This window comes from Pseudomonas sp. B14(2022), assembly GCF_012030485.1.
In the GTDB taxonomy this organism is placed as follows: Bacteria; Pseudomonadota; Gammaproteobacteria; order Pseudomonadales; family Pseudomonadaceae; genus Aquipseudomonas.
The window spans coordinates 113,154-126,436 of sequence record NZ_JAAUVM010000012.1; the positions used below are offsets into that span (position 1 = coordinate 113,154).

A 13,283-nucleotide genomic window follows, 5' to 3' on the forward strand; every position below is an offset into this window, starting at 1 on the left:
ATGAACCTGGCGCGCTACCGTTTTGTACTGTCCCGGCCGCTGCAATTGCTGCCGGTACTGTTTGGCATCAGCCTGATCACGTTTGTGCTGGTGCGCTCGATCCCGGGCGACCCGGCACGCGCCTTGCTCGGCTCGCGCAGCACGCCGGACGCTTTGCTGAAAATCCGCGCCCAGTACGGCCTCGACCAGCCTTTGTGGCAGCAGTATTTCTACTTCCTGAAGAACCTGCTCAAGGGCGACCTCGGCCAATCACTGCTGTACAAAGTCGACGCCTTGAAGCTGATCGTCACCCGTATCGAACCCACCCTGGTGCTGGTGCTCGGCAGCGTGGTGCTGGCGCTGCTGATTGCGGTGCCGCTGGCGACGTTGGCCGCACGCAATAAAGGCGGGTGGGCGGATAACCTGATCCGTGTGTTCACCACCGTGGGCCTGGGCATGCCGGCGTTCTGGCTGGGCCTGATGCTGATCCTGCTGCTCAGTGTGCAATGGGGCCTGTTCCCGGTGTCCGGCTACGGCCGCACCTGGCTGGACAAGGCGCACCATATGGTCTTGCCGTGCCTGACCATCGCCCTGGCGCTGTCGGCGGTGCTGGTACGCAACCTGCGGGCGAGCATGTTGATGGAGCTGCAGGCCGACCACGTCACTGCCGCGCGGGCCCGCGGGTTGTCGGAAGCTGCGGTGTTCCGTCGCCATGTGCTGCCCAATTCCCTGGTGCCGGCGGTCAACCTGCTGGCGGTGAATATTGGCTGGCTGATCAGCGGCACCGTCGTGATCGAAAGCCTGTTCGCCATTCCCGGTATCGGCCAATTGCTGGTGCGCGGCATTTTTACCCGCGACTACATGGTGGTGCAGGGCGTGGCGATGGTGCTGGCCTGCGCGACGGTGGTGGTCAACTTCCTCGCCGATGTGGTCACGGTGGCCCTCGACCCACGGGTGAAGATGCAATGAGCAGTCGCCCGTTGATTGCCCCGTGGCGCCTGCGCCTGCGTTTTGGTTTTCGCAATGGCCGACTGACGGCCGCGTGGGGGCTGTTGATTCTGTCTGTGTGGCTGGCCCTGGCCGTGTTTGCGCCGTGGATCGCCCCCTATGACCCCATTGCGCAAAACACGGAAATGGCATTGCTCGGCCCTGGCCTGGCCCATCCATTTGGCACTGATAATTACGGTCGAGACATCCTTTCGAGGGTTATCTGGGGCGCGCGCGTCGACCTGCAGCTTGCCATCATCGGGGTGATATTCCCGTTCATGATCGGCACGTTTGTCGGTGCCGTTTCTGGCTATATCGGCGGGCGCTTCGACAGTTTCTGCATGCGCGTGATCGATGTGATCCTGGCGTTTCCGTTCCTGGTGTTGATGCTGGCGATCATGGCCATCCTCGGTCCGGGCCTGAAGAGCTTTTATATCGCCATGGCGCTGGTCGGCTGGGTCTCGTACGCGCGGCTGATCCGCTCACAGATTCTGGTGCTCAAGGAGAGCGACTTTGCCCTGGCGGCCAAGAGCCTGGGTTTTGGCCATGGGCGCATCCTGTTCCGGCATTTGCTGCCGAATGCGATGTTTGGCTCGATTGTGTTTTCCATGTCTGACGCGGTTCTGGTGCTGCTCAACGGTGCGGCCGTGAGCTACCTGGGCCTGGGCGTGCAACCGCCGACGGCGGAGTGGGGGACGATGATTGCCGAAGGGCAGGCGTTTATCACCACGGCCTGGTGGATCTGCACCTTTCCGGGGTTGGCCATCGTGACCCTGGCCATGGGCTTCAGCCTGCTGGCCGATGGCGTGGCGCAAGTGTTGGGGGATCGCTCATGAGTCTGCTTCAAGTGCGGGATCTTAGTGTGATCGCCAATAACAGCGGGCGCGATGTGACCCTGGTCGACCGCGTGTCCTTCGACCTGGCCGAAGGCGAGATCCTCGGCCTGGTGGGTGAAAGCGGCTCGGGCAAGACCATGGCCTGCCGTGGCTTGATGCGCTTGTTGCCGTCGCCCAACCTGCGCGTCCAGGGCGGTGCGGTACGCCTGGCGGGCCAGGACCTGCTGCAACTGGATGACACCGGCATGCGCGCAGTGCGTGGCGGGCAGTTGGGCATGATCTTCCAGAACCCCAGCAGCCACCTTGACCCGTTGATGCGTATCGGCGATCAGATCGCCGAAGGCATTCGCCTGCATCAGGGTGCGTCGAAAAAAGACGCGCGCCGACAAGCTATCGAGGTGCTGCGCCAGGTGGGCATTCCCGATCCCCAGGCACGGATCGACAACTATCCCCATGAGTTTTCCGGTGGCATGCGCCAACGCGCGATGATCGCCGTGGCCCTGGGCTGCAACCCGAACGTATTGATTGCCGACGAACCGACCACGGCTTTGGACGTGACCGTGCAGGCACAGATCCTGCGCCTGTTGCTGGACCTGCGTGACCAGCGCGGCCTGTCGATCATCATGATCACCCACGACCTCGGCGTGGTCGCGCAAACCTGTGACTCCATCGCGGTGATGTACGCCGGGCGCCTGTGTGAACACGGCAGCAAGTACGACTTGCTCGCCCATCCGCAACACCCCTACACCGCCGGCCTGATTGATTGCCAGCCGGCCCACAGCAGTGGCCATGCGTTGCTGCGCACTATCCCCGGCCAGCCGCCCTTGCTCGATGCGTTACCCGACGGCTGCCGCTTCAACCCGCGTTGCCCGCAGGTCGGCGCGTTGTGCACCGAACTGTTGCCTGAAGGCGCGCGCGTGGCGTGTCACTACCCGTTGGGAGCGCGCCCATGAGCCTGTTGCAGATCAAGGACCTGGAGGTGCGGTTCGCCGCGTCCGGCACGGGTGTGTTCGGCCTGAACAAGCAGTGGGTGAGGGCGGTGAACGGTGTGTCGCTGAACCTGGCTGCCGGTGAAACCCTGGGGTTGGTGGGGGAGTCCGGCAGCGGCAAAAGCACCTTGGGCCGCGCGATCCTGCACCTCAACCCGATCAGTGCCGGGCAGGTGCTGTTCGATGGCATCGACATGGCCCATGGCAGCGCGGTCGACATCGCGCGCCTGCGCCATGAAACGGCGATGATCTTCCAGGATCCCTACGCCGCGTTGAACCCGCGCCACACCATCGGCGAAACCATCGCCGAGGTGCTGCGGGTGCAGCGCAAAGTCCCGGCAGCGCGCATCCCGGCTCGCGTCAACGAGTTGCTTGACCTGGTCGGCCTGCGCCCCGAACTGGCCAGTCGCAAACCCGGCTCCCTCAGTGGCGGCCAATGCCAGCGTGTCGGTATTGCCCGGGCGCTGGCGGTGGAGCCACGTTTGATCATTGCCGACGAATGCGTGGCGGCGCTGGATGTATCGATCCAGGGCCAGATCATCAACCTGCTGTTGGAACTGCAACAGCGCATGAACCTGGCGATCCTGTTTATCGCCCACGATTTGGCCATCGTGCGGCGCCTGTGCGACCGCGTGGCGGTGATGTACCTGGGCAAGATCGTCGAGGAAGGGCCGGTGGAAGCGGTCTTCACCTCGCCGCGCCATCCGTATACAGCCGCGTTGATCGAGGCGATTCCGGAGATCGATCCGCACCGGCCTTTGCCGACGCAGCCGTTGCCTGGCGAGCCGCCGAGCCCCCTGAATTTGCCTGCGGGTTGTGCCTTCCACCCGCGTTGCCGGTACGCCCGGACGATGTGTTCCGTGGTATTGCCGCCTACCCATTCCCTGCACGAGCATCGGTACAGTTGCGTGCTTGAAGAACCGTTGACCCTTCCTGCCCATCATGAACAAGGAGTTATGACATGCAATCCCGCCACTTGAAGTTGCTTGCCGCTGCCACGTTGACAGCTTGGTCGCTGACCGCCGGCCTGGCCCAGGCCGCCGGCGTCCTCACCATCGGCTGCCGTGAAGACAGCACCACATTCGACCCGATCAAAAGCGCGCAAAACCGCGATACCTGGGTATTCGCCAACGTCTACGACACCCTGGTACGCGTGGATAACCTGGGCACCAAGATGGAGCCGGGCCTGGCTGAAAGCTGGGACATCTCCAAGGACGGCCTGACCTACACGTTCAAACTGCGAGATGCGAAGTTCTCCGATGGCTCGCCAATCACTGCCGAGGACGCGGCGTTCAGCCTGCTGCGTATCCGCGACAACAAGGCCTCGTTGTGGGCTGATCCGTTCAACCTGATCAACACGGCCAAGGCAACAGACCCGCACACCCTGGTCGTCACGCTGAAGACTCCGGCGGTAGCTTTCCTGTCGCAACTGGCCTCGCCGACGGTTTCGATCCTGTCGGAAAAAGCCATGACCAAAATGGGGGAAGACGCCTACTCCGAAAATCCGGTGACCTCCGGCGCGTTTACCGTGGACGAATGGCGCAAGGGCGACCGGGTCATCCTGAAGAAGAACCCGAATTTCTGGCAGGCCAAGAAGGTCAGCCTGGACGGCGTGGAGTGGGTCTCCGTGACCGACGACAACACGCGGATGCGCATGGTGCAGAACAACGAGTTGGACACGGCGATCTTCGTACCGTTTTCCCGGGTTGAGGAACTGAAGAAAGACAAGAACGTGGTGATCCACTCCGACCCGTCCACCCGTGAAGATCACCTGCTGATCAACCACGCCCACGGCCTGCTGGCCAAGCAGGAAGTACGCGAGGCGCTGGACATGGCGATCGACAAACAGTCGCTGGTGAAAACCGCCACTTACGGTCAAGGCACGGTGGCCTATTCCTACATCCCGAAAGGCTCGTTGTTCCACTACGCCAACAACCTGCAACGCCCGTATGACCCGACCGCCGCCAAGCAGCTGTTGGAAAAGGCTGGCGCGAAGGACTTGAAGCTCAACTATGTGGTCAACGCCGGCAACGAAGCCGACGAGCAGATCGCTGTGATCATCAAGGACCAGTTGGCCAAGGTCGGTGTGACCGCCAACCTGCAGAAAGTCGACCCGACCCAAAGCTGGCAGATGCTGGTGGACGGTGAGTACGATATTTCGGTGATGTACTGGACCAACGACATCCTCGACCCGGACCAGAAGACCACCTTCGTGCTTGGCCACGACACCAACCAGAATTACATGACCCGCTACAAGAATGACAAGGTCAAGGACTTGGTCGCAGCGGCGCGCATTGAGGCCGACCCGGTCAAGCGTGAGCAGATGTATGTGGAGTTGCAGAAACTGGCGAAACAGGATGTGAACTGGATCGACCTGTACTACAGCCCGTACATCAACATCTCACGCAAGAATGTGAGCAACTTCCTGCAGAACCCGTTGGGGCGCTTCACTCTTGAGGAAGTGGTGAAGAACTAAGAGCCAGAGAACACCGCAATACAAATGTGGGAGGGGGCAAGTCGAATCGTCGCACCGCCCCTCCCGCATTTAGTTCCGGTTGTGTCAGTTGTTACTGCGCGTCAAACGCCTGCCCATTGATGCCGGTACTGTCCGGCCCCATCAGGTACAGGTACACCGGCATGATCTCTTCCGGTGCCGGCCTTTCCATCGGGTTCTCCCCTGGATACGCCTGGGCCCGCATGCTGGTGCGCGTGCCGCCCGGGTTGATGCTGTTGGCCCTTACCGCAGCCACGTCTTCGAGCTCATCCGCCAGGGTTTGCATCAAGCCTTCAGTGGCAAATTTCGACACACCATAAGCCCCCCAATACGCCCGGCCCTTACGCCCGACGCTGCTGGAGGTGAACACCACCGACGCATCCTGGGACAGCTTGAGCAGCGGCAGCAACGTGCTGGTGAGCATGAACATCGCATTGACGTTGATGTGCATCACCCGCATGAAGTTCTCGCCGGACAACTGCTCGATCGGCGTACGTGGGCCAATGATCGAGGCGTTGTGCAGCAGGCCATCGAGGTGGCCGAATTCTTTTTCGATCATCGCTGCCAGCTCATCGTATTGATGGGGCAGGGCGGTCTCCAGGTTGAAGGGGATCACCACTGGCTGCGCGTGGCCGGCCGCTTCGATCTCGTCATACACCTGGGCCAGGTTGGCTTCGGTCTTGCCCAGCAACAGTACGGTGGCGCCATGGGCAGCGTAGGTTTTCGCCGCCGCCGCACCAATCCCGCGACCGGCGCCGGTCACCAGGATGACCCGGCCTTTGAGCAGTTCTGGACGTGCAGAGTAATCAAACATAAAAAGCCTCGACAGAATTCAGCAGGTTACAAACACCAATCTGGAAAACACTGAAGATCCCCTGTGGGAGGGGGCAAGCCCCTCCCACATTTGGAGCTTCATCAATCAGTAAGGCCGGTGAGCCATCAGCAACTGCACAGTGCGTTATCCAGCACCTTGCGCAGTTCCAGTGGATGATCCACCACTACATCCGCGCCCCAGTGGCGTGGGTTGTCATCCGGGTGGATATAGCCATAAGTTACCGCCGCCGTGCGGGTGCCGGCGTCGCGGCCGGACTCGATATCACGCAGGTCATCGCCCACGAACAACACGCTGGCCGGGTCCAGGCCGAGCATCTTGCACGCCAGGATCATCGGCTCCGGGTCCGGTTTGCTGTTTTTCACGTGGTCCGGGCAGATCAGCAGGGCCGAACGCTCGGCGAGGCCCAACTGCTGCATGATCGGCTCGGCAAAGCGCAGTGGCTTGTTGGTGACGACGCCCCAGATCAGCTTGGCCTTCTCGATGTCTTCCAGAAGCTCGGCCATGCCGTCGAACAATTTGCTGTGGACGGCGCAACCTTTCAGGTAACGCTCGAGGAATTCCAGGCGCAGTTCTTCAAAGCCAGGCGTTTCCGGGTCCATCGAGAAGGTCACGGCGACCATCGCCCGCGCACCGCCGGAGATTTCATCGCGGATGTGCTGGTCGTTGATCGGTGGCAGGCCACGGTCGGCACGCATGGCCTGGCAGATGGCGATAAAGTCCGGCGCGGTGTCCAGGAGGGTACCGTCCATGTCGAAGAGAACCGCTCGCAACTTCACAGGCTTATTCCTCGCGCAGGGTCTGGATCATGTAGTTGACGTCAACGTCGCTGGCCAGCTTGTAGTGCTTGGTCAGCGGGTTGTAGGTCAGGCCGATGATGTCCTTGACGGTCAGTCCGGCCTGGCGGCTCCACGCACCCAGTTCGGAAGGGCGAATGAATTTCTTGAAATCGTGGGTGCCGCGCGGCAGCAGCTTCATGATGTATTCGGCGCCGATGATCGCGAACAGGTAGGCCTTGGGGTTGCGGTTGATGGTGGAGAAGAACACCTGGCCGCCCGGCTTGACCATGCGGAAGCAGGCGCGGATCACTGAGGAGGGGTCTGGCACGTGCTCCAGCATTTCCAGACAGGTGACCACGTCGAACTGCTCTGGCATTTCTTCGGCCAGGGCTTCGGCGGTGATCTGGCGATATTCCACGCTCACACCGGATTCCAACTGGTGCAACTGGGCCACGGCCAGCGGCGCTTCGCCCATGTCGATTCCCATCACGGTCGCGCCGCGCTGGGCCATGGCTTCGCTGAGGATGCCGCCGCCGCAACCGACGTCCAGCACCTTCTTGCCGGCCAGGTTGACGCGTTCGTCAATCCAGTTGACCCGCAGCGGGTTGATGTCGTGCAGGGGCTTGAACTCGCTTTCGCGGTCCCACCAGCGGTGGGCCAGGGCTTCAAACTTGGCGATTTCGGCGTGGTCGACGTTGCTCATTGTGAATCCTCTAAATCTGATAAATCGGTTTGTCGGTCCTGAACACGCAGGTTCAGAGCCGGCGTTATTCGGTGTGCCCGCTGATGCGTTTTCCCCAGGCAATGGCCGTGGCGGTCAACTGTTGTTCATCCATGCGGGTGAGTTGCCGGTCGTCGAGCAACTGCTTGCCGGCGACCCAAAGGTGTTTCACGCAATCGCGTCCGGTGGCATATATAAGCTGTGAGACCGGATCGTAGATCGGTTGTTGCGCCAGCCCCGTCAGATCGAACGCGACCATATCCGCCGCCTTGCCCACTTCCAGGGAGCCGATTTCGCTTTCCAGGCCCATGGCACGCGCACCGTTGAGCGTAGCCATGCGCAGCGCACGGTGGGCATCCAGGGCAGTGGCCGAACCCGCGACGGCCTTGGCCAGCATCGCGGCGGTACGGGTTTCACCCAGCAGATCCAGGTCGTTGTTGCTGGCGGCGCCGTCGGTGCCGATGGCCACATTGACCCCAGCCTGCCACAGACGCTCTACCGGGCAAAAGCCGCTGGCCAGTTTCAGGTTCGATTCCGGGCAATGGATGACGCTGGTGTTGCTTTCTACCAGCAAAGCCAGGTCGTCCTCGCTGATTTGGGTCATATGAACGGCCTGGAAGCGCGGGCCCAGCAGGCCGAGGCGTCCCAGGCGCGCCAATGGTCGTTCACCGGTCTGTTCGACGGCCTGTTGTACCTCGAAAGCGGTTTCATGCACATGCATATGGATCGCGGCGTCCAGCTCTTCGGCGATTACCCGGATCTTTTCCAGGTTGGCATCGCTCACGGTGTAGGGCGCGTGGGGGCCGAAGGTGATCTTGATGCGCGGGTGGTGCTTGAGGTCGCCAAACAGCTCGATGCCCTGGCGGATCGCTTCATCGGCGGTGCTGGCGCCGGGAATCGGGAAATCGAGGATCGGAATCGCAATTTGCGCACGCATGCCGCTGTTGTGCACGCAATCGCTGGCGACCTTGGGGTAGAAGTACATGTCCGAGAAGCAGGTAATGCCGCCCTTGAGCTGCTCGGCAATGGCCAGGTCGGTGCCGTCACGCACGAAGGCCTCGTCGACCCACTTGGCTTCGGCGGGCCAGATGTGTTTTTCCAGCCAGGTCATCAAGGGCAGGTCATCGGCCATGCCGCGAAACAGGCTCATCGCCGCATGCCCGTGGGCGTTGATCAGGCCGGGACTGAGCAGCATGCCCGGCAGTTCGCGCACTTGCGTGGCCGAAAGCTTCAACGCCGCAGCCCGTGGACCGATAAAGGCGATACGCCCATCGCGGATGCCCACGCCATGTTCCTTGAGCACTACGCCGGCGGGTTCGACAGGTACCAGCCAGGTTGGCAGTAGCAATAAGTCGAGCGGGGCGGCAGTGGAGGTCATCGCAGGCTTCTTCCCGGGCAGCTATAAAAGAAGCGCGAAGTATACCCGAGCGTCCTGGCTGGCGGATCGCTATAATCGGCGGCTTTTGTTGATGAGTACGGGGTGACGGATGCGCGATCGACTGTTGGCAGCGGAGAAAGTGAAGGCCATCGATTGGCGTGATGGCACGCTGCACCTGCTCGATCAACGCGCCTTGCCGTCCCAGGAACGCTGGGTGGCCTGCTCCACGGTCGATGAAGTGGCTGCGGCCATTCGCGCCATGGTGGTGCGTGGTGCACCGGCGATCGGCATCAGCGCGGCCTATGGCCTGGTGCTTGCCGCTCGTGAGCGCATCGCCGAGGGCGGTGACTGGCAGGCCGCCTGGGAAGAGGACTACGCGCTACTCGCCGATACTCGTCCGACCGCCTCGAACCTGTTCTGGGCGCTCAAGCGCATGCGCGATCGCCTGGACCGCGTCAAGAAGCACGCCGATCCGCTGGCGGTGCTGGAAGCCGAAGCTATTGCTATCCATGAAAGCGACCGGGAAGCCAACCTCGTCATCGCCCAGTTGGGCGTTGAGCGGATTCGCAAGCATCAGGGCAACGCTCAGGCGATTTTGACCCATGGCAACGCTGGCGCCTTGGCGACGGGCGGTGTCGGCACGGCCCTCGGGGTGATTCGTGCCGCCTTCCTGGAAGGCTTGGTCGAGCACGTCTACGTCAATGAAACCCGCCCATGGCTGCAAGGCTCGCGGCTGACCGCCTGGGAGCTGGCGGGCGAGGGGATCCCCGTCACAGTGAATGCCGACTCGGCCGGCGCGCATATCCTCAAGACCAAGGGCATCACCTGGGTGATCGTCGGCGCCGATTGCATTGCCGCCAATGGCGATGTGATCAGCAAGATCGGCACCTATCAATTGGCGGTGTGCGCCATGCATCACGGCGTGCGTTTCATGGTGGTGGCGCCGAGTTCGACCCTGGACCTGATGATGGCCACTGGTGACGATGTCTCCTTGGAGGAGCGCGATCCTGGCGAGTTGCTGGAAGTGATGGGGCAGCGCTTGGAGGTTAATGCGTTTAATCCGGTATTTGATGTAACGCCGGCCGACTTGATTGATGTGATTGTGACTGAGAAGGGCGTGGTTGAGCGGCCGGATACGGCGAAATTGGCCAAGTTGATGTGCCGTAAGCGGCTGCATTGAGGGCGGTGGTGTCTGTGAAATGGCTATCGGGGGCAAGCCCCTCCCACACTTGAATTGTGAACACGGTCAAAATGTGGGAGGGGGCTTGCCCCTGATTGGCCCTGAAAGTCAATAAAACCCTCAGATCCGCCCTCAAAAAAAAGCACCACCCCATCTCTGAGCCCCTCTCGTCCCCCTCAAGCCTGTCATCCGTCAAATTACTAGTATCCATGCGCATCAGGGGGATAGGTGCGTGGCGGCGATTGTGATAACATCCGGCGGTTTCCAGGGCCACCCCCAGGGGTTGCCCATAACGTGCAGATCCGTGTCATAACTCGTTGATTTGTCGTAAGTCGTTGTCAGGCAGTGTGCCGGCAACGGCGAGCTTCGTTCGTCCCATATGGATGCGACGAGGTTTCACCCGAAAAAGGAATCAGGCTTCTCATGGGCGAACTGGCCAAAGAAATCCTCCCGGTCAATATCGAAGACGAGCTGAAACAGTCCTACCTCGACTACGCGATGAGCGTAATTGTCGGTCGGGCACTGCCTGATGCGCGCGATGGCTTGAAGCCCGTGCACCGGCGTGTGCTGTTCGCAATGAGCGAGCTGGGTAACGACTGGAACAAGCCGTACAAGAAATCTGCCCGTGTTGTCGGTGACGTGATCGGTAAGTATCACCCTCACGGCGACACTGCGGTGTACGACACCATCGTTCGGATGGCCCAGCCGTTTTCCCTGCGCTACCTGCTGGTAGACGGCCAGGGCAACTTCGGTTCGGTCGACGGCGACAACGCCGCCGCCATGCGATACACCGAAGTGCGCATGACCAAGCTGGCGCACGAGCTGCTGGCCGACCTGCATAAAGAAACCGTGGACTGGGTGCCGAACTACGACGGCACCGAAATGATCCCGGCCGTCATGCCTACCCGGATCCCCAACCTGCTGGTCAACGGTTCCAGCGGTATTGCCGTGGGCATGGCCACCAACATCCCGCCGCACAACCTCGGTGAAGTCATCGACGGTTGCCTGGCCCTTATCGACAACCCTGAGCTGACCGTCGATGAGCTGATGCAATACATCCCGGGCCCGGACTTCCCAACCGCTGCGATCATCAACGGTCGCGCCGGCATCATCGAAGCCTACCGCACCGGGCGCGGCCGCATTTACATGCGCGCCCGCTCGATGATCGAAGACATCGACAAGGTCGGTGGCCGTCAGCAGATCGTCATCACCGAACTCCCGTACCAGCTGAACAAGGCGCGTCTGATCGAGAAGATCGCCGAGCTGGTTAAAGAGAAGAAACTCGAAGGCATCACCGAGCTGCGCGACGAATCCGACAAAGACGGTATGCGCGTGGTGATCGAGCTGCGTCGTGGCGAAGTGCCTGAGGTGATCCTCAACAACCTCTACGCCCAGACCCAGCTGCAAAGCGTGTTTGGTATCAACGTCGTGGCATTGATCGACGGCCGCCCACGCATCCTGAACCTTAAGGATCTGCTGGAAGCCTTCGTACGTCACCGTCGCGAAGTCGTCACCCGTCGTACCGTGTTCGAACTGCGTAAGGCCCGCGAGCGTGGCCACATCCTGGAAGGCCAGGCTGTAGCGCTGTCGAACATCGACCCGGTCATCGCCCTGATCAAGGCTTCGCCGACGCCGTCGGAAGCCAAGGAAGCGCTGATCAAGATGCCATGGGAATCCAGCGCCGTCGTGGCGATGGTTGAACGTGCCGGCGCCGACTCGTGCCGCCCGGAGACACTGGACCCGCAATACGGTCTGCGTGACGGCAAGTACTTCCTGTCGCCGGAACAGGCCCAGGCCATCCTGGAACTGCGCCTGCACCGCCTGACCGGCCTGGAGCACGAGAAGCTGCTGGCCGAGTACCAGGAGATCCTCAACCAGATCGGAGAGCTGATCCGCATCCTCAACAGCGCCGTGCGCCTGATGGAAGTGATCCGCGAAGAGCTGGAAGTGATCCGCGCCGAATACGGCGACGTGCGCCGTACCGAAATCCTCGATGCTCGCCTCGACCTGACCCTGGGTGACATGATCCCGGAAGAAGAGCGCGTGGTGACCATCTCCCACGGTGGCTATGCCAAGACCCAGCCATTGGCTGCCTACCAGGCCCAGCGTCGTGGTGGTAAAGGTAAATCGGCTACCGGCGTGAAGGATGAGGACTACATTGCTCACCTGCTGGTCGCCAACAGCCACACCACGCTCTTGCTGTTCTCCAGCAAGGGCAAGGTGTACTGGCTCAAGACCTACGAAATCCCGGAAGCCTCCCGTGCTGCCCGTGGTCGTCCATTGGTCAACCTGCTGCCGCTGGACAGTGACGAATACATCACCACCATGCTGCCGGTCGAGGAATACACCGAAGGTCACTTCATCTTCATGGCTACCGCCAAAGGCACCGTGAAGAAGACCCCGCTGGAGTCCTTCAGCCGCCAGCGCAGCGTGGGCCTGATCGCCCTGGAGCTGGACGAAGGCGACGTATTGATCAGCGCGGCCATTACCGATGGCGAGCGTGAGGTCATGCTGTTCTCCGATGGCGGCAAAGTGACACGCTTCAAGGAATCCGACGTTCGCGCCATGGGTCGTACCGCCCGCGGTGTACGCGGCATGCGCCTGCCGGAAGGGCAGAAGCTGATTTCGATGCTGATCCCGGAAGAAGGCAGCCAGATCCTCACCGCTTCCGAGCGTGGTTATGGCAAACGCACCGCGATCAGCGAGTTCCCGGAGTACAAGCGTGGCGGCCAGGGCGTTATCGCTATGGTCAGCAACGACCGCAACGGCCGTCTGGTCGGCGCGGTGCAGGTGCTCGACGGCGAGGAAATCATGCTGATTTCCGACCAGGGCACCCTGGTGCGTACCCGTGTGGCTGAAGTGTCGAGCCTGGGCCGTAACACCCAGGGTGTCACCTTGATCAAGCTGGCCAAGGACGAAAAACTGGTTGGCCTGGAGCGTGTCCAGGAGCCGTCGGAAGTGGAAGGCGAAGAGCTGGAAGGTGAGGAGTTTGAAGGCGAGGTGATCGCAACAGGCGATGACAACGTCGACGAGCCAACCCTCGATGCTGCCGCAGACGAAGAAGAACCGCAGGAATAAGCGGACACACAGGGGGCGGATGAAGATTCG

11 protein-coding genes are annotated in these 13,283 nt (G+C 61.5%); 7 read left to right on the forward strand and 4 right to left on the reverse strand.

Translation table 11 applies throughout. The annotated features are described in order from the left end of the window. Genes HCF10_RS18620 through HCF10_RS18640 form a run of 5 tightly spaced genes read left to right on the forward strand, consistent with a single transcriptional unit; the run spans position 1 to position 5,267 of the window. Positions 1–948, forward strand: a complete 948-nt coding sequence (locus HCF10_RS18620) for an ABC transporter permease (RefSeq protein ID WP_131698986.1) — start codon at positions 1–3, stop codon at positions 946–948. Continuing rightward, complete coding sequence (locus HCF10_RS18625) at positions 945–1,802, forward strand: ABC transporter permease (protein WP_131698987.1); 858 nt, start codon at positions 945–947, stop codon at positions 1,800–1,802. Before HCF10_RS18620 ends, HCF10_RS18625 begins: the two co-directional genes overlap by 4 nt. After that, the gene (locus HCF10_RS18630; protein WP_167656133.1) at positions 1,799–2,755 is read left to right on the forward strand and encodes an ABC transporter ATP-binding protein; all 957 of its coding nucleotides are present in this window, start codon (positions 1,799–1,801) and stop codon (positions 2,753–2,755) included. The genes HCF10_RS18625 and HCF10_RS18630 overlap by 4 nt, the downstream gene beginning before the upstream one ends. Further along, positions 2,752–3,771 carry an ABC transporter ATP-binding protein gene (locus HCF10_RS18635; protein ID WP_167656134.1) on the forward strand — a complete coding sequence of 340 codons (1,020 nt, stop codon included), beginning with the start codon at positions 2,752–2,754 and terminating at the stop codon, positions 3,769–3,771. Before HCF10_RS18630 ends, HCF10_RS18635 begins: the two co-directional genes overlap by 4 nt. After that, entirely contained in the window at positions 3,753–5,267 is a 1,515-nt protein-coding gene (locus HCF10_RS18640; RefSeq protein WP_131698990.1) for an ABC transporter substrate-binding protein, read from the forward strand. The genes HCF10_RS18635 and HCF10_RS18640 overlap by 19 nt, the downstream gene beginning before the upstream one ends. 91 nt (positions 5,268–5,358) lie before the next feature. Here the strand turns inward: HCF10_RS18640 and HCF10_RS18645 are convergent, their stop codons facing one another. The 4 genes from HCF10_RS18645 to HCF10_RS18660 all read right to left on the reverse strand — a co-directional run bounded on the left by HCF10_RS18645 (position 5,359) and on the right by HCF10_RS18660 (position 8,995). Next, positions 5,359–6,099: a YciK family oxidoreductase gene (locus HCF10_RS18645; protein ID WP_131698991.1), complete on the reverse strand. Its 741-nt coding sequence runs from the start codon at positions 6,097–6,099 to the stop codon at positions 5,359–5,361. A 125-nt stretch (positions 6,100–6,224) separates the two neighbouring features. Then, complete coding sequence (gene mupP / locus HCF10_RS18650) at positions 6,225–6,896, reverse strand: N-acetylmuramic acid 6-phosphate phosphatase MupP (RefSeq protein ID WP_167656135.1); 672 nt, start codon at positions 6,894–6,896, stop codon at positions 6,225–6,227. Positions 6,897–6,900: 4 nt separating this feature from the next. Continuing rightward, positions 6,901–7,599 (reverse strand): bifunctional 2-polyprenyl-6-hydroxyphenol methylase/3-demethylubiquinol 3-O-methyltransferase UbiG, encoded by a 699-nt coding sequence (gene ubiG / locus HCF10_RS18655; protein ID WP_003172645.1) that lies wholly within the window; start codon positions 7,597–7,599, stop codon positions 6,901–6,903. Between the two features lie 64 nt (positions 7,600–7,663). Next, on the reverse strand, positions 7,664–8,995 hold the full coding sequence (locus tag HCF10_RS18660; RefSeq protein ID WP_167656136.1) for a TRZ/ATZ family hydrolase: 1,332 nt from the start codon (positions 8,993–8,995) through the stop codon (positions 7,664–7,666). Between the two features lie 109 nt (positions 8,996–9,104). On the opposite strand from HCF10_RS18660, the gene mtnA reads away from it, so the two are divergent. After that, on the forward strand, positions 9,105–10,175 hold the full coding sequence (mtnA, locus tag HCF10_RS18665) for an S-methyl-5-thioribose-1-phosphate isomerase (protein WP_167656137.1): 1,071 nt from the start codon (positions 9,105–9,107) through the stop codon (positions 10,173–10,175). 423 nt (positions 10,176–10,598) lie between these two features. After that, positions 10,599–13,253: a DNA gyrase subunit A gene (gene gyrA / locus HCF10_RS18670; RefSeq protein ID WP_090407433.1), complete on the forward strand. Its 2,655-nt coding sequence runs from the start codon at positions 10,599–10,601 to the stop codon at positions 13,251–13,253. Positions 13,254–13,283 lie beyond the last annotated feature (30 nt).